Annotated in this window: 16 protein-coding genes; 11 read left to right on the top strand and 5 right to left on the bottom strand. The window is 61.2% G+C overall.

The annotated features are described in order from the left end of the window. Positions 1-188: 188 nt before the first annotated feature. From ACW9JE_RS20815 to ACW9JE_RS20805, 3 genes are read left to right on the top strand one after another with little or no spacing between them, the layout of a single operon-like run. Positions 189-1,310 carry a glycosyltransferase family 4 protein gene (locus ACW9JE_RS20815; protein WP_224539049.1) on the top strand — a complete coding sequence of 374 codons (1,122 nt, stop codon included), beginning with the start codon at positions 189-191 and terminating at the stop codon, positions 1,308-1,310. Further along, positions 1,303-2,079 carry a DUF2334 domain-containing protein gene (locus tag ACW9JE_RS20810; protein WP_224539048.1) on the top strand — a complete coding sequence of 259 codons (777 nt, stop codon included), beginning with the start codon at positions 1,303-1,305 and terminating at the stop codon, positions 2,077-2,079. The genes ACW9JE_RS20815 and ACW9JE_RS20810 overlap by 8 nt, the downstream gene beginning before the upstream one ends. Continuing rightward, on the top strand, positions 2,076-3,074 hold the full coding sequence (locus ACW9JE_RS20805; RefSeq protein ID WP_224539046.1) for a lysylphosphatidylglycerol synthase transmembrane domain-containing protein: 999 nt from the start codon (positions 2,076-2,078) through the stop codon (positions 3,072-3,074). Before ACW9JE_RS20810 ends, ACW9JE_RS20805 begins: the two co-directional genes overlap by 4 nt. 56 nt (positions 3,075-3,130) lie before the next feature. Here the strand turns inward: ACW9JE_RS20805 and ACW9JE_RS20800 are convergent, their stop codons facing one another. Both ACW9JE_RS20800 and purU read right to left on the bottom strand, forming a co-directional pair. After that, complete coding sequence (locus tag ACW9JE_RS20800) at positions 3,131-3,325, bottom strand: hypothetical protein (protein ID WP_224539044.1); 195 nt, start codon at positions 3,323-3,325, stop codon at positions 3,131-3,133. Between the two features lie 80 nt (positions 3,326-3,405). Beyond that, positions 3,406-4,254, bottom strand: coding sequence for a formyltetrahydrofolate deformylase (gene purU, locus ACW9JE_RS20795; RefSeq protein ID WP_110964641.1), 849 nt, complete (start codon positions 4,252-4,254; stop codon positions 3,406-3,408). Positions 4,255-4,592: 338 nt separating this feature from the next. Between purU and mvaT the strand changes: the two genes are divergently transcribed. Continuing rightward, positions 4,593-4,970 carry a histone-like nucleoid-structuring protein MvaT gene (mvaT, locus tag ACW9JE_RS20790; protein ID WP_175379343.1) on the top strand — a complete coding sequence of 126 codons (378 nt, stop codon included), beginning with the start codon at positions 4,593-4,595 and terminating at the stop codon, positions 4,968-4,970. A 99-nt stretch (positions 4,971-5,069) separates the two neighbouring features. On the opposite strand, the gene sbcB is transcribed toward mvaT, so the two are convergent. After that, positions 5,070-6,500: an exodeoxyribonuclease I gene (gene sbcB / locus ACW9JE_RS20785; RefSeq protein WP_224539041.1), complete on the bottom strand. Its 1,431-nt coding sequence runs from the start codon at positions 6,498-6,500 to the stop codon at positions 5,070-5,072. Positions 6,501-6,684: 184 nt separating this feature from the next. Here sbcB and ACW9JE_RS20780 point away from each other — a divergent pair, with 184 nt between their 5' ends. Genes ACW9JE_RS20780 through ACW9JE_RS20755 form a run of 6 tightly spaced genes read left to right on the top strand, consistent with a single transcriptional unit; the run spans position 6,685 to position 13,413 of the window. Next, the gene (locus ACW9JE_RS20780; RefSeq protein WP_224539040.1) at positions 6,685-7,410 is read left to right on the top strand and encodes an RDD family protein; all 726 of its coding nucleotides are present in this window, start codon (positions 6,685-6,687) and stop codon (positions 7,408-7,410) included. Continuing rightward, positions 7,407-8,384 carry a stage II sporulation protein M gene (locus tag ACW9JE_RS20775; RefSeq protein WP_457433792.1) on the top strand — a complete coding sequence of 326 codons (978 nt, stop codon included), beginning with the start codon at positions 7,407-7,409 and terminating at the stop codon, positions 8,382-8,384. Before ACW9JE_RS20780 ends, ACW9JE_RS20775 begins: the two co-directional genes overlap by 4 nt. Continuing rightward, positions 8,371-9,915 carry a DUF4129 domain-containing protein gene (locus ACW9JE_RS20770; protein WP_457433791.1) on the top strand — a complete coding sequence of 515 codons (1,545 nt, stop codon included), beginning with the start codon at positions 8,371-8,373 and terminating at the stop codon, positions 9,913-9,915. The genes ACW9JE_RS20775 and ACW9JE_RS20770 overlap by 14 nt, the downstream gene beginning before the upstream one ends. After that, positions 9,912-11,084: a DUF4350 domain-containing protein gene (locus ACW9JE_RS20765; protein WP_224539034.1), complete on the top strand. Its 1,173-nt coding sequence runs from the start codon at positions 9,912-9,914 to the stop codon at positions 11,082-11,084. Before ACW9JE_RS20770 ends, ACW9JE_RS20765 begins: the two co-directional genes overlap by 4 nt. 38 nt (positions 11,085-11,122) lie before the next feature. Beyond that, the gene (locus tag ACW9JE_RS20760) at positions 11,123-12,085 is read left to right on the top strand and encodes an AAA family ATPase (protein WP_224539051.1); all 963 of its coding nucleotides are present in this window, start codon (positions 11,123-11,125) and stop codon (positions 12,083-12,085) included. Next, positions 12,082-13,413: a DUF58 domain-containing protein gene (locus ACW9JE_RS20755; RefSeq protein WP_457433790.1), complete on the top strand. Its 1,332-nt coding sequence runs from the start codon at positions 12,082-12,084 to the stop codon at positions 13,411-13,413. The genes ACW9JE_RS20760 and ACW9JE_RS20755 overlap by 4 nt, the downstream gene beginning before the upstream one ends. Positions 13,414-13,547: 134 nt before the next feature. Here ACW9JE_RS20755 and ACW9JE_RS20750 read toward each other — a convergent pair whose 3' ends face one another. Both ACW9JE_RS20750 and ACW9JE_RS20745 read right to left on the bottom strand, forming a co-directional pair. After that, a complete protein-coding gene (locus ACW9JE_RS20750) occupies positions 13,548-13,907 on the bottom strand; it encodes a PilZ domain-containing protein (RefSeq protein WP_110964647.1) in 360 nt (119 codons plus the stop codon). 244 nt (positions 13,908-14,151) lie between these two features. Beyond that, positions 14,152-14,529 carry a tetratricopeptide repeat protein gene (locus ACW9JE_RS20745; protein ID WP_175379350.1) on the bottom strand — a complete coding sequence of 126 codons (378 nt, stop codon included), beginning with the start codon at positions 14,527-14,529 and terminating at the stop codon, positions 14,152-14,154. Positions 14,530-14,699: 170 nt separating this feature from the next. Between ACW9JE_RS20745 and pyk the strand changes: the two genes are divergently transcribed. Continuing rightward, positions 14,700-16,151, top strand: a complete 1,452-nt coding sequence (gene pyk, locus ACW9JE_RS20740) for a pyruvate kinase (RefSeq protein ID WP_457433789.1) — start codon at positions 14,700-14,702, stop codon at positions 16,149-16,151. The last annotated feature ends 162 nt before the right edge of the window (positions 16,152-16,313 follow it).

Genomic DNA, 16,313 nt, shown 5'->3' with positions numbered 1-16,313 from the left:
GATCACCTTGAACCTGTAGGAGCGAGGCTTGCCCGCGAAGACGACCGCACAACCACCACATACCTGCCTGACACACCGCCATCGCGAGCAGGCTCGCTCCCACAACAGCCCCGCGACCAGGCACACAACCCCAAACGAACATCTATTCTTCATAAAGGTCAACCAAGGGAGAGCGACTGACCGGAGGGATGTTCATCGTGCATATCGCTGACATAACCATGTTCTACGCCCCTGCCAGCGGTGGCGTGCGTACTTATCTGGATGCCAAGCACCATCGCCTCTGCACGAGGCCGGGCACTCGCCACAGTTTGTTGATCCCTGGGGCTTACTTCAGCGAACAGGATGGCATCTACACCGTTCCGGCGCCCGCCCTGCCCTTCGGCAAGGGTTATCGCTTCCCCGTTCGCCTCGCGCCCTGGCGCAATGTCCTGCACGATTTGCAACCGGACCTGATCGAAGTCGGCGACCCCTATCTCACTGCCTGGGCGGCCCTGGATGCGCGGCGGCAACTGGACGTGCCGGTGATCGGCTTCTACCACTCCGACCTGCCACTGCTGGTCAGCAATCGCATGGGCAACTGGGTCACTCCCAATGTCGAGGCCTATGTCAGCAAACTCTATGGCAACTTCGACCGGGTCCTGGCGCCCAGCCGGGTGATGGCGGACAAGCTCACGAGCCTCGGCGTGCGCAACGTGTTCGTGCAACCTCTGGGCGTCGATCTGCAGATGTTTCATCCCCAGGCCCGCAATCCTGGTCTGCGAGCCGAACTCGGCCTGGACGACGACACTCGCCTGCTGATTTTCGCCGGCCGCGGCTCTAAGGAAAAAAATCTGCCGGTCCTGCTCGACTGCATGAAGCACCTGGGCCGGCGCTACCACTTGCTGCTGGTCGGCTCGTCGATGCCGACGAGCGTGCCCGACAACGTCACCGTCTTCGATGACTTCCGCCCCGCCGCGCAAGTCGCCCGCCTGATGGCCAGCGCCGATGCCCTGGTGCATGCCGGTGATCAGGAAACTTTCGGTCTGGTGATCCTTGAAGCCATGGCTAGCGGCATTCCGGTGGTTGCGGTGGCCGCCGGTGCGTTCGAGGAAATCATCAACGATCAATGTGGCCTGCTCTGCTCCCCGAACAATCCCCAGGCCATGGCCAACGCCATACGCGAGCTGTTCAGCCAGGGCGGCGCAGCCCTTGGCAATCAGGCCCGACGCCATGTCGAGCAGCATTACGCCTGGGATTTCGTGGTCAACAGCCTGCTCGGCCACTATCACGCGGTACTCGGCAGCCAGTGGCCGCGAGCGGCTAATGGTTGAGTCCATGCCATCGCCCAGTCTGCTGTTGGTGCTGCACGATGTCGCACCGCAGACGTGGGTCGACTACCAACCCTTCGTCGAAGCCGTCGACGCACTCGGTGCCGTGCCGATGACCTGGCTGGTGGTGCCGGACTTTCACCGACACAACGATCTGCAAGACCATCCGGAGTTTCGCCGCATGCTGGCCGGACGTCTCGAACGCGGTGACGAACTGGCGTTGCACGGCTATTTTCATTGCGATGATCAGCCGTTGGCGGTCAATCCACGGGACTGGTTCATGCGCCGCGTCTACACCCACGAAGGTGAGTTCTACCAACTGTCACAGGCAGAAGCCCTCGCCCGACTGCGCGCCGGTATCGACCTGTTCCAGCGCTACCAATGGCCATTGCAGGGTTTTGTCGCGCCTGCCTGGCTGATGAGCGAAGGCACGCGCCAGGCGCTACGCCAGTTGCCCCTGACCTACACCAGCGATGCGCAACATCTGTATCGTCTTCCCGATTTCACCCAGGTCGACGCCCCCGGTCTGGTCTGGAGCGCGCGCAGCGCTTGGCGTCGGGGTTTGTCGAAGCTGGTCAGCGATCGGCTCGAACATCGCTGGCGAGAAGCACCTGTGATCAGGCTGGGCATTCATCCGGTGGACATGCGCCATGAGTTTTCACGGACGTACTGGCTGAACACCTTGCAGCGCCTGCTCGACGAGGGACGGATGCCGCTGACCAAGGCGTGCTGGCTGGCGCGGCAATCCGAACACATGGAGCGCGCCGCATGAGTCGCGGGATTCTGTTGCTGATCGGCCTGTTCGCCGCCGTGCTGATTCCGTGGCTGTTGGGTGGCAGCGAAACCTGGTCTCGTCTGAGCAGTTTTCCGTTGAGCGGATTGCTGGTGATGTTCGGCATGATCCTGCTGTGCTGGGTGGTCAACACCCTGCGTTTGCGCCTGCTGCTGGGAGATCAGCGAGAGAAGGTCAGCCCGCTCAAAAGTCTCGGCGTGGTGATGGCTGCCGAGTTCGCCTATTGCGCCACGCCCGGCGGCAGCGGCGGGCCACTGACGATCATGGCACTGCTGGCGCGCAGCGGTGTTCGCCCGGCCAGGGGCAGCGCAGTGTTCGCCATGGACCAGTTGAGCGATCTGCTGTTTTTCCTCTGCGCGTTGAGCGCAATCCTCATTTATGCGCTGTTCCAACACCTCAGCCAGCGGATGGAGTGGCTGCTGATCGTCAGTGCGGTCTCGATGTTCGGCGGCCTGATCTGCTGCGTTGCGGTGGCGCGCTACCATCGCCTGCTGATTCGCCTGAGCGGCCGATTGCTGGTGCGCCTGAACGTGCAATCCACCACACGCATGCGCTGGGCGCGAAAACTCCTGCATTTTCTGGCGGCGTTTACCGACACCCTCAAGCTGCCGTTTCAGACGTTGATCACGGTGTTCGCCTTGACCTGCCTGCACTGGATCTTGCGTTACAGCGTGCTGTATCTGGCCCTGCGCGGGCTCGGCGCGGATTTACAGTGGGCCTGGAGTTTTCTGATCCAGATGCTTTCACTGAGCGCGGGACAGTTCAGCCTGCTGCCGGGAGGCGCCGGGGCGGCGGAGCTGACATCGGCGGCGCTGTTGGCGCCCATGGTGGGCAAGTCCACGGCGGCCGCGGCGATTCTGATATGGCGGGCGGTAACCTATTACTTCTATCTGCTGGTGGGTGGGCCGGTGTTCCTGCTGATGCTGGGGCGGCCGTTGCTCAAGAAGTTAATGAAAGTTAAACAAGCCCTGTAGGAGCAAGCTTGCTCGCGATGGAGGTATGGTCACCGCGGGGCGTCAGGTTTCCCGTGTCACCGTTTTCGACCATCGCGAGCAGGCTCGCTCCCACAGGAGTTTTCTTCCTGTAGCTGCTGCCATAGCTCCGCAGCGCCGGGGAACTCGGTGCCATCCTCGGGGCTCATGTCATCCGGGTCATACCGACTCAAACATCCCTCGCCCAATGTCGCGGGCGCTTTGGAAGTGGCTTTGTCCAGTGGATCGCTCATGTTCGTGTCCTTGGAAACGGCGAAGGGCCTGAGCGATTGAACGCCCAGGCCCTTCGATTTTCAACTGTGAGCTGACGAAATCAGAACACCACGGTCTTGTTGCCGTGCACCAGCACGCGGTCTTCCAGGTGATAACGCAGGCCGCGGGCCAGCACCATCTTCTCGACGTCGCGACCGAAACGCACCATGTCTTCGATGCTGTCGCTGTGGCTGACGCGCACCACGTCCTGCTCGATGATCGGGCCGGCATCCAGCTCTTCGGTCACATAGTGGCAGGTCGCGCCGATCAGCTTCACACCGCGCATGGACGCCTGATGGTACGGCTTGGCGCCGACGAAGGACGGCAGGAAGCTGTGGTGGATGTTGATGACCTTGTGGGCGTATTCGCTGCACAGCTCGGGCGGCAGGATCTGCATGTAGCGCGCCAGTACGACCACTTCGGCATCGTGCTGTTTGACCAGGCGCGAGACTTCGGCGAAGGCCGGCTCCTTGTCCTGTGGGTTGACCGGCACGTGGTAGTACGGGATGCCGTGCCACTCGACCATGCTGCGCAGGTCGTCGTGGTTGGAAATCACGCAGGCGATTTCGCAGTCCAGCTCGTCGCTGTGCCAGCGGTGCAACAGGTCAGCCAGGCAGTGGGATTCGCGGCTGGCCATCAGCACCACGCGTTTCTTCTGCGCGGTATCGGTGATGCGCCAGTCCATCGAGAATTCTTCGGCAATCGGCGCAAAGGCTTCACGCAGGGCTTCAATTCCGAACGGCAGCGAGTCGGCACGAATCTCGTGACGCATGAAGAACCAACCACTCTGATTGTCCGAGTGATGGCTCGCTTCAGTGATCCAGCCGTTGTGGGACGCCAGAAAGTTACTGACTTTAGCAACGATGCCGACGCGGTCCGGGCAGGAAATCACCAGCCGATATGTGTGCATGAGGGGGAAACTCCAGAACTTCGCAAAGGCGGCCATTCTAGCGACAACGCAGCAAAACCGCAGTATTGATCACGTTGTGCGGTGCCAAATGGTCGCTTGCGAGACTACCGCCAGCCGTTGCAAAGCCGTGGCCCGGCAGTGTTGTTGAGGCTATATACACATTCAATTTTGAATATCCCCACTGGCCGCCTCGAACTTTTAACTGCTCATCCAGTGTGGGATGAAGTCGCGGCTTCTTAATTAAATAAACATCGGTTTAATGTTTACTTGATGAAATACCCTGACTATTATTGCCGCACTGTCCCCCTGCCATCCTGTTTCTACATAAGGTAGTAATCATGTCCTTGATCAACGAATATCGCGCCACCGAAGAAGCTATCAAAGAGCTGCAGGCCCGTTTGAAGAACCTGTCCCAAGACGACAAACTGCAAACCGAGCTGGAATTCGAAGGCAAACTGCGCACCCTGATGGGCGAATACTCCAAGTCCCTGCGTGACATCATCGCTTTGCTGGATCCGGAATCCAAAACCAAGGCACCACGCGGCGCAGCAGTAAAAACTACCGGCACCAAGCGCGCTCGCAAAGTTAAACAATACAAAAACCCGCACAACGGCGAAGTCATTGAAACCAAAGGCGGCAACCACAAGACTCTGAAAGAGTGGAAAGCCAAGTGGGGCGGTGACGTGGTTGAAGGCTGGTCTACCCTGCTGGGCTAAGCCATAGCACTTGTTGCGGACAAGTCTGTGACAAAAAATAACGCCAGCATACGCTGGCGTTTTTTTATGCCTCGAATTCAGCGCCCGACATTTTCGAATTCAAAGATTCAAACGTTTGCGCAATTCAACAACATGGAGCTGCCATTGATCGAGCACCTCTTGCTGAAAAGGCGTCGCTGTAAGAGCCCATTGGGCTGCGGCCTGCGTGAAACTTTCCAGGGTATTGGGCGCGCCCCATTCCGGTGCCGACAAACGTTTCTGACAGAATAGTCGCCAGCGCTCTTGCTCTTCCACATTCAAGGTGTCGGGAAAGTTGCGTGCGCGATATCGAAACAATAATTCAGGCAAGCGTTCATCATCGAAAGGCCATTGCTGTTGCGCCAATTGAATCGGATCGACCGTTCGCACTTGTTCACAAAGCCTGCGATCGCGATCACCAATGAAACCGTCATACAACTGTTGTTCCGGGTCCTGGCTCGGAGCAAATTCCTCGCCGGCATAAATCTTCGCAACTTTCTCCTGCCAGACTTTCTGCGCGTCACTCAGTCGCAGTGCGCGCTGCTGATACAGCGCCATATCCAGCCCGAGACGCTGTTGATCTTCCGGGCGCAGAACTCCCAAGGGTGCCACCACCGGACATTTATTGATGTGAATGAGCTTGAGCGGCACCGGCAATTCACCTTCGGCCAAGTCCTCGCGCCGGGTGTACAGGCGCTGGCGCAAGGTGTCGGCATCCAGATTCAGCAGCCCCTCGGGATCGAGGTGCAGGTCGCAGACAATCAGTGCGTTCTTGTTGCGCGGGTGCCAGGCCAGGGGCAGCACCACGCCGATGAAGTTGCGCGCCGCGGAAAAGCGCCCGGACACATGCACCATCGGCTTCAACAGACGGATCTGATCCAGCACCTTCTGTTTACTGCGTAACTGGAACAGAAAGTCATACAGCTTCGGTTGCTTTTCCCGGATCAGGCGCGCGAGGGCGATGGTGGCACGAACGTCAGACAGCGCTTCGTGGGCATTGCCGTGGTCGATAGCGTTGGAGGCAGTCAGGCGTTCGAGCTTGAGCGTCACCTTTCCCTCGTCGTCCGTCGGCCAGACGATGCCATCCGGACGCAAGGCGTAGGCGGCGCGCGCCACATCGATCAAGTCCCAGCGACTGTTGCCGCCCTGCCATTCCCGCGCGTAGGGATCAAAGAAGTTGCGATACAGGCTGTAGCGGGTCATCTCGTCGTCGAAACGCAGGGTGTTGTAGCCCGCGCCACAGGTGCCGGGCGCCGCCAGCTGGGCGTGGACCCGGGTCATGAAGTCGGCTTCGCTCAGCCCCTGTTCGGACAACCGGGCGGGCGTAATCCCGGTAATGGCGCAGGCCGCGGGGTGCGGCAGGATATCTTCGCTTGGCTGGCAATAGAGGTTGACCGGCTCATCGATCTCATTGAGATCGAAGTCAGTACGCAGCCCCGCCATTTGCAGGGGGCGATCGCAACGGGGGTTGATGCCCGTCGTTTCGTAGTCGTACCAGAAGATGGAAGTCACAGGCGTTTCCTGAACGGGAGATCGGCAAAGTCTAGGCGTTCAGGTCCTGCCGCGGCCAGCGATCTTGTATTCAAAGGTGACTGCGCAGCCATCGGCAACACTTTGTTATGTCGTTTTCACGGGCAAGGCTGCTAGCATCGAAAAGACGAGACCATCCCGATCAGGCCACATCATCAGGTTGCCCATGCTCGAGACTGCAGCACTGCAAAGGAAAGCGACGCTGTCCCCGCCACTGGATACGCGGTATCAGGTCGAAACGCCGGAAGGCATCGATCTGCCATTGCGCCCGGCCGGGCTGATGGTTCGTGCGCTGGCGTTCGCCATCGACCTGGCCCTTCGCGGCGTGGTTCTCGGCGTGCTGTTCATCGCGCTTTCGATGCTCGGCAAACTGGGCATGGGCCTGGGCTCGCTGCTGATCTTCGCCGTCAGCTGGTGGTACATGGTCTTGTTCGAAGTCCTCAACCAGGGCCGCTCACCGGGCAAGCAATGGATGGGCCTGCGAGTGGTGCAGGATGACGGCACGCCCATCGGCTGGTCCGCGTCGCTGTTGCGTAACCTGTTGCGGTTTGTCGATCTGCTGCCGTTCGTCTACTTTCTCGGCGCCATCAGTTGCCTGCAAACCGCTGGCTTCAAGCGCCTCGGCGACATTGCCGCCGGTACGCTGGTGATCTACCGCGAACAGCCCCTCACCCGCCCACAACTGCCGCCGGCCCCACCGCGCCATCCGGCCTTTGCCCTGACATTGACCGAGCAGCGCGCCATCCTCGGATTCGCCGAACGCCAGTCCGAACTCTCCGATGCCAGGGTCAACGAACTGGCCGCCATCCTCGCCCAGCCGCTGAAGGTTCCCGCATCACAAGCAGCTGCAGAACTGAACGGCATCGCCCACGGCCTGTTGGGCCCGACATGAAGCAAAGTCTTTTCGAACATCGGCACATGGCCGAATGGGAACAGTTCTCCCTGCTGCTGGAAAGGCTGGAACGCGACCGCAACGCCAGCGGGACGGACAACTTTCCAGGCGACTACCGGCGCATCTGCCAACACCTGGCCCTGGCCAGTGAGCGCGGCTACAGCAGTTTTCTGATCGATTCCCTGCAACAACAGGTGCTGCGCGGGCATCAGCAGCTGTACCGCCATCGCAGCCGACTGGGCGCCAATGTGCTGGCCTTCATTCTTGCCGACTTCCCGCGACTGGTGCGCGAACAGTGGCGTTTCGTGCTGGCCGCCAGCCTGATGTTTTTCGGCAGCCTGATCGGCTTTGCCCTGCTGGTGTTCCTCTTTCCGGAGCTGATCTACAACCTGCTTCCGGCCGAGCAGGTCGCCGACATGCAAAGCATGTACGACCCGCAGGCCGGTCATCTTGGACGCTCGGCGGACCGCGCCGCCAGTGAAGACTGGGTGATGTTCGGCTACTACATCATGCATAACATCGGGATCGCCTTTCAGACCTTCGCCAGCGGTTTGCTGTTTGGCCTGGGCAGCGTGTTTTTCCTGTTATTCAACGCAATGATCATCGGCGCGGTGGCCGGGCACCTGACGCAGATCGGCTTCGGGCAGACCTTCTGGTCGTTCGTGATCGGCCATGGCGCGTTCGAACTGACCGCCATCGCCCTGGCCGGAGCGGCCGGCCTGCAATTGGGCTGGGCCCTGATCGCTCCAGGGCGCCTGCCCCGTGCCGAGGCCTTGCGTCTGGCGGCACGCAAAAGCGTGTTGCTGATCTGCGGGGTGATGCTGTTTCTGCTGATTGCAGCCTTTATCGAAGCCTACTGGTCGTCGATGACCACGCCGGCGCCGCTGACCAAATACCTGGTCGGCGCTGCGCTCTGGCTGCTGGTGTTGGCGTATCTGCTGTTTGCCGGACGGGTCCGCCATGCGCCTGAGTGACGCCACCGTGGTGATCCGCCCGCGTCCGACCTGGGAAGCCATGGACCTGGGGGTGCTGCTGAGCCAGCGCCATCGCCGTCTGCTGATGACCAGTTGGGCCATGCTGACGGTGCCGGTCTTTGCCCTGTTGACCTGGCTGTTCTGGGACTCGCCGTCTCTTGCGGTGTTCATCTTCTGGTGGTTGAAACCGGCGTTCGAACGCCTGCCGCTGTACATCCTGTCCAAGGCCATGTTCGGTGAAACACCCACGTTGAAAGAGGCCCTGCGCCAATGGCCACGGCTGCTCAAGCCGCAGCTGCTGGCCAGCCTGACCTGGCGCCGGCTGAGCCTGAGCCGCAGCTTCCTGCTGCCGGTGGTACAGCTCGAAGGCCTGGGCGGCGAAGCGCGACAGCAACGTTTACAGGTGTTGTTGCAGCGCGACGCCAACGCGGCGCGCTGGCTGACAGTGATTGGTATGCACCTGGAGACCGCGCTGTGGATCGGTCTGACGGTGCTGTTCTACCTGCTGCTACCGCAACAGGTGGCCGTGGACTGGAGCTGGCAGACGTTGATCACCGCGGCGACGCAAGACTGGCGCTGGCTGGAGCACCTGACCAATGCCTTTTATGTTCTGGTACTCGTGGTGTGGGAACCGATTTATGTGGCCTGCGGTTTCAGCTTGTATCTGAACCGGCGCACGGTGCTGGAAGCCTGGGACATCGAACTGGTGTTCCGCCGCCTGCGCCAGCGCTTGAGCAGCACCGCCGCAGTTCTGTTGCTGGCGATGATCGGGCTGATGCCTGTCGGACAGGAAGCCTGGGCGGCAGAACCGACGCCCTCACCCGACAACCCGCGTCTGCTGGAGCAATCGCTGACCAGCCAGGCCTCCCGCGACAGCATCCAGACGATCCTCGAAAAGCCGCCATTCAAGAACCCGGAAACCGTGACCCGTTACCGTTTCGGTGAGGACAAGACCAGCGTCGAGTCCCCGGACAATGACCAGCCGCCCGCATGGCTCAAGGCGCTGTTCAATCTGTTCGGCAGCCAGCGCTTCGGCACCGTGGCGTCGCTGATTGAAACCTTGTTGTGGGGGGCGGTGATCACCGCCATCGGCCTGTTGATCTGGCATTACCGCGACTGGCTGCAGACATTTGTCAGCCGTCGCCCCCTTCCCCGCAAGAAAGCCCCCTCAGCTCTGCCGAAACAGGCGTTCGGCCTTGATCTGGACCGCGAAACCCTGCCCGCCGACATCGCGGCCAGCGCCGAAAGCCTCTGGCAAACCCAGCCTCGCGAGGCGCTCGGTCTGCTCTATCGCGCTTTGCTCAGTCACTTGCTGCATGACTTCAACATCGTACTCAAGGCCGCCGACACCGAAGGCCAGGTACTTGAACGCATCGAACAACTGCAGCAACCGACCCTGCTGGCCTTCAGCCGGAACCTGACGATGCATTGGCAAAACATGGCCTACGGGCACCGCTTGCCGCCGGCGGATTCGCAGCAGCAATTGTGTGACGGCTGGCGCGCCTTGTTCGGTTCGGGGGCAAATCGTTGAGCCGGCGCGCCTGGGCGTTGGCGCTCGGCATTCTGCTCGCCGTGCTGCTGGTTGCGCTTGGCATCTATCTATATATGAAGGCCGTGCCCTACACGGATCAAATCGATCACGGCCCCTCACCCGAAGCCCAGGCCAATCCGTACCTCGCTGCCGAACACTTCCTGCGCAAGCAGGGCCTGACCGTCAGCCATGCCAACAGCCTCGACATCCTGCCAAGCCTGGAACCTCGCCAGAACAGCCTGCTGCTGTTCGGCGACCGCTACAACATGACGCCCCGGCAGATCGATCAGGTCATGAACTGGACCCGGGCCGGCGGGCGCCTTCTATTCGTCGCCCAGTCTCTGTGGGACGAAAAGGCCGGACAAAGCAACGACCTGCTGCTCGACCGGGTGCAGCTGCATCAATCCCTGAGCAAGGACCTCAAGGACCCGCCACCCGATAAAGAAAGCGGTGACGACCCCTATCCGAAACTGACCAGGCTGTATCTGGAAAACGAAGACGCTCCGGCCTATGCCGGCTTCGATACCGCCTTCCACCTCGAAGACCCGAACAACCTCGCCCAGGCCTGGGCCAACAGCGCCAAGGCCACGCACATGATGCAACTGAACCACGGGCTGGGTTCGATCATCGTGGTGACGGACGCCGACCTGTGGAAAACCCCGGCGATCGGTGAGTACGACAATGCCTGGCTGCTCTGGTACCTGACGGCTGACACCCATGTGACCCTGATGTACGACACCGATCACGACAGCCTGTGGACCTTGTTGCTGCGTTACTTCCCCCAGGCGTTGGTGGCCCTGATTGCCCTGATCGCATTGGGCCTGTGGCATGTGGCTGTGCGCCACGGCCCGGTGCAGGCGCCAGCCGCGAAAGCCCGCCGGCAACTGCTGGAGCATGTGCGCGCCAGTGCCGACTTCATGTTGCGCCGCAACGGTCAACACAGCCTGCTGCACGCCTTGCAACAGGACATCCTGCGCCGGGTACGCCACCGCCATCCCGGTTACGACCAACTGGCCGTCGCCGAACAATGGCTGGTGCTGTCCCGCCTGACCCGACAACCCACTCGCGCCATCAGCCAGGCCATGAGCCCGCGACCGAAGCAGCGGCTATCCAGCGCCGAATTCAGTCGCCAGGTCGCCCATCTGCAAACCTTGAGGAACGCTTTGTGACGATTGATCCGAAAGAGCCGGACAGCGCCGGTCATGCCATGCAGCAACGCCAACGCGCCAGCCAGCTGGCCCAGACGATACGCGGCGAACTGCAAAAGGTCGTGATCGGCCAGCACAGCGTCATCGACGACGTGCTCAGTGCATTGATCGCCGGTGGCCACGTGTTGCTCGAAGGCGTGCCCGGATTGGGCAAGACCCTGCTGGTGCGCGCACTGGCCCGTTGCTTCGGTGGCGAGTTCGCGCGCATCCAGTTCACCCCGGACCTGATGCCCAGCGACGTCACCGGGCACGCGGTGTACGACCTGCAGACCGAGCAATTCAAACTGCGCAAAGGTCCGCTGTTCACCAACCTGCTGCTGGCTGACGAGATCAACCGCGCCCCGGCGAAAACCCAGGCCGCGCTGCTCGAAGCCATGCAGGAACGACAGGTCACCCTCGAAGGCCGCGCCCTGCCCATCGCGCAACCGTTCATGGTGCTGGCCACGCAAAACCCGATCGAACAGGAAGGCACCTACCCGCTGCCGGAAGCCGAGCTGGATCGCTTCATGCTCAAGGTGCGCATGGATTACCCCGACGCCGACCAGGAACTGGACATGGTGCGCCAGGTCAGTCGCTCGACCCGCGCCGACATGCTCGACGTGCAGCCGCTGCGCACCGTGCTGCAGGCCAAGGACGTGCTGGCCCTGCAACGTATCGCCAGCGACCTGCCACTGGACGATCAGGTGCTCGATTACGCCGTACGCCTGGCCCGCACCACACGCGCCTGGCCGGGACTGACCCTCGGCGCCGGACCACGGGCCTCGATCGCGCTGGTGCGTTGCGCCAGAGCGAGGGCCTTGATCCGCGGTGGTGAGTTCGTGACTCCCGATGACATCAAAAGCTGCGCGCTGGCGGTGCTGCGCCATCGCGTGCGGATCGCGCCGGAACTGGATATCGAAGGGCTGGACGTGGATCACGTACTGCGCCAGTTGCTCGATCAAGTACCGGCGCCGCGGTTGTGAAACCCACTCGCCTGCTGTTGCTCTGGCTCGCGTTGCTGCTGGCCATCGGCATCGTACTGGGCAGCTTGCAGGCACTGGGGATCGCGCTGCCCGCGCACCTGTCGCGGATCAACTGGGGCCTGCTTCTGGCACTCCTGGCCCTGGCGCTGCTCGATGTGGTGCGCCTCAAGCGTCTACCCTCGCCGCGCCTGCTGCGACACATGCCGGGCAGTCTGGCCCTGGGGCGCTGGAGCGAGGTGCGGCTGGAGCTCGACCACGATTTTGCACAACCGATGGACCTGCAACTCTTCGACCACGTTCCCGATGGACTGAGCTTCGAGCACCTGCCTCTGACCGTGCAATTGCAGCCCGGTCAACGGAGCCTGATCGACTATCGCCTGCGGCCGCTCAAGCGCGGTCACTTCAGCTTCGAACACTGTGAAGTAAATCTGCTAGGGCCGCTGGGACTGTGGTCCGACAAGCGCCTGCTCGAAGTGGCTGACCAGACGCGGGTCTATCCCGACTTCGCCCACCTTTATGGCGGCCAACTCTTGGCTGTGGATAACTGGCTGAGCCAGCTCGGCGTTCGTCAGCATCAACGTCGTGGCCAGGGGCTGGAGTTTCACCAGTTGCGCGAATTCCGCGAGGGCGACAGCCTGCGGCAAATCGACTGGAAAGCCACCGCCCGCCAGCGCACGCCCATCGCCCGGGAATACCAGGACGAGCGCGACCAGCAGATCATGTTCATGCTCGATTGCGGGCGTCGCATGCGCAGCCAGGACGGCGAGCTGGCGCATTTCGATCATGCGCTCAACGCTTGCCTGCTGCTCAGCTACGTCGCGCTGCGCCAGGGAGACGCGGTGGGTCTGTGTACCTTCGCCAGCGAACAATCGCGTTTCCTCGCCCCGGTCAAAGGCAGCGGGCAACTCAATGTGCTGCTCAATACGGTCTATGACCTCAACAGCAGCCAGCGCAGCGCCGATTATCAAGCGGCCATCACCGAACTGCTCGCCCGCCAGAAGCGCCGGGCGCTGGTGGTGCTGGTGACCAACCTGCGGGACGAGGACGATGAAGAACTGCTTACGGCCGTCAAGCGCCTGAGCCGCCAGCACCGGGTCCTGGTCGCCAGTCTGCGCGAAGAGGTGCTCGACAACCTGCGGCAAACGCCGGTGCAGACATTGCCCGAGGCGCTGGCCTATTGCGGCACGGTGGATTACCTCAATGCCCGGGGCGAACTGCACGAGCGCTTGAGCGCCCACGGTGTACCGGTGCTGGATGCGCGGCCCGGGGAATTGGGCACGCGGATGGTGACGCAGTATTTGAGCTGGAAGCGCAGTGGCAGTGTTTGATCTGGCTTGAGATTTTCAGTGCCTGTGAAGACGCCTTCGCGAGCAAGCCCGCTCCCACATTTGACCGCGTTCTGATTGTCGGAACACGGTCCACTGTGGGAGCGGGCTTGCTCGCGAAGCTTTAAAGGCTTTGATCAGGCCGAAGCCGACAACGTCTGGAAACTGAAGTACTGCTTCAACGCCTCCACCAGTTGCCCGTATTCCGGCGGGGCTCGTTGCAGGCTGAACCCGGCGTCGTAGTATTGGGGCGTTTGATCTTCGTGGCACCACAGGCAACACGCCCGCAGATCGATGATCTGCTGGCACCCATCGCCGACGGGGATTTTCAGGCGCAGACCGAAGTCCGCGCCGATCATCATTGGCAGTTGGCTGATGAGCATCAGCCCGTGTTCGGAAACATTGCCCAGATAACCAATGGGTTTGTCAGTGACACTGTTGAACACTTTCAGAAAATACGGCAGTTGATGCCGCTCGATCCGGCGGTCAGTGAACATGCTGAATTCGCTACGCAAGGTCCTTAAGCAGGACCGCACTAATGCTTCGGAACAGGCCTGCCAACTGTTATCCCGGCAGATGCGGCCCGCTCTCCCCGATCCTGGCGCGACAGTCCGTCAACCGCTGCCGCTTACTTCTACCGATCACAGGTGTTGCCACAGTTTAGAAACCAGGCTCTAAACCGATCTATTGGACTATAGCCTCACCACCACCGGTCGGCCAGCTATTGAATGACAACCAGCATCAGAACTGTGTCGGACGCACGGTTGCCGAACTGCGCATCGGGTAATGGCCCAGGCTCGCCAGCGTTTCCAGACGGGCACGGGCGCGGTAGGCGTATTCGCTCTGCGGGTAGGAGGCGATGATGAATTGATAGGTCTGGGCGGCATCGATGAACATTTTCTGCCGTTCCAGGCACTGACCGCGCATCATCGATACTTCCGGCCACACGTAAGGCCGGGCCCGGCTGTCGCGCTCGACCTTGGACAGCTCGAGCATCACCTGCTCGCAATTGCCGCGGTCATAAGCGCTGTAGGCATTGTTCAAATGATGGTTCATGGCAAAACGGGTGCAACCCGTGACACTGAATAACGCAAGGGCGGCAATGAGTACGAATCGCATGGGAAATCTCCTGTCTTGAACGCTGTATCGACCCGTGGACGGAAATCTTCAGCGGCCCGGCACAAAGTTGAGGTGTTCAATAAAGAAAGAATTAAGTAGTGCAAACGAACAATGACTACAGCGTCCGACCATAGTAGCCTCACTCAGCGCTTGAACTCAGGAGTCTTTGCATGTCCGTCCGTCGTACCAAAATCGTCGCTACCCTTGGCCCGGCCAGTAACTCGCCGGAAGTTCTCGAACAGCTGATTCTGGCTGGCCTGGACGTCGCCCGCCTGAACTTCTCCCACGGCACCCCCGACGAGCACAAGGCTCGCGCAAAGCTGGTGCGTGACCTGGCCGCCAAGCACGGCCGCTTCGTTGCCCTGCTGGGTGACCTGCAAGGCCCGAAAATCCGTATCGCCAAATTCGCCAACAAGCGCATCGAGCTGAAGATCGGTGACAAGTTCACCTTCTCCACCAGCCATCCGCTGACCGAAGGCAACCAGCAGGTGGTCGGTATCGACTACCCGGATCTGGTCAAGGACTGCGGCGTGGGCGACGAGCTGCTGCTCGACGATGGTCGCGTGGTAATGCGCGTCGAAACCGCCACCGCCACCGAACTGAACTGCCTGGTGACCATCGGCGGCCCGCTGTCGGACCACAAGGGTATCAACCGTCGCGGTGGCGGCCTGACCGCTCCGGCCCTGACCGAAAAGGACAAGGCCGACATCAAGCTCGCCGCGGAAATGGAAGTCGACTACCTCGCCGTATCCTTCCCCCGTGACGCAGCTGACATGGAATACGCCCGCCAACTGCGCGACGAAGCCGGCGGCACCGCTTGGCTGGTGGCGAAGATCGAACGCGCCGAAGCCGTTGCCGACGACGAAACCCTCGATGGCCTGATCAAGGCGTCCGACGCGGTGATGGTTGCCCGTGGTGACCTCGGTGTGGAAATCGGCGACGCCGAACTGGTGGGCATCCAGAAGAAAATCATTCTGCACGCACGTCGCCACAACAAGGCGGTGATCGTGGCGACCCAGATGATGGAGTCGATGATCCAGAATCCGATGCCGACCCGTGCCGAAGTGTCCGACGTGGCCAACGCCGTGCTCGACTACACCGACGCCGTGATGCTTTCGGCTGAAAGTGCCGCCGGCCAGTATCCGCTGGAAGCCGTGCAGGCCATGGCGCGCATCTGCGTCGGCGCTGAAAAGCACCCGACCAGCAAGACCTCCAGCCATCGCATCGGCAAAGAGTTCTCGCGTTGCGACGAGAGCATCGCGCTGGCGACCATGTACACCGCCAACCACTTCCCGGGTGTGAAGGCGATCATCGCGTTGACCGAAAGCGGCTACACCCCGCTGATCATGTCGCGTATCCGTTCCTCGGTGCCGATCTACGCGTTCACTCCGCACCGCGAAGCCCAGGCTCGCGCGTCGATGTTCCGTGGTGTGTACACCATTCCATTCGACCCTGCTTCGCTGGCGCCAAACGAAGTCAGCCAGGCGGCGATCGATGAACTGGTCAAGCGTGGCGTCGTGGAGCAAGGCGACTGGGTCATCCTGACCAAAGGCGACAGCTACCACACCATCGGCGGCACCAACGGCATGAAGATCCTGCACGTTGGCGACCCGATGGTCTGAGTGACCGGTCGCTGAAAGACAAAAGCCCTGCCATGTGAATGGCGGGGCTTTTTGTTTTCTGATCCTGAATATGCGGCGCCTGTTCGGGCCTCTTCGCGGGCAAGCCCGCTCCCACAGGTTTCCATGGTGTTCCGGAAATTGTGTACACCACAAAACCCTGTG

Source organism: Pseudomonas sp. SDO55104_S430 (assembly GCF_054070595.1).
The sequence above is the reverse complement of the archived record's forward strand: the minus strand, read 5'-3'. Positions and strand labels throughout refer to the sequence as shown.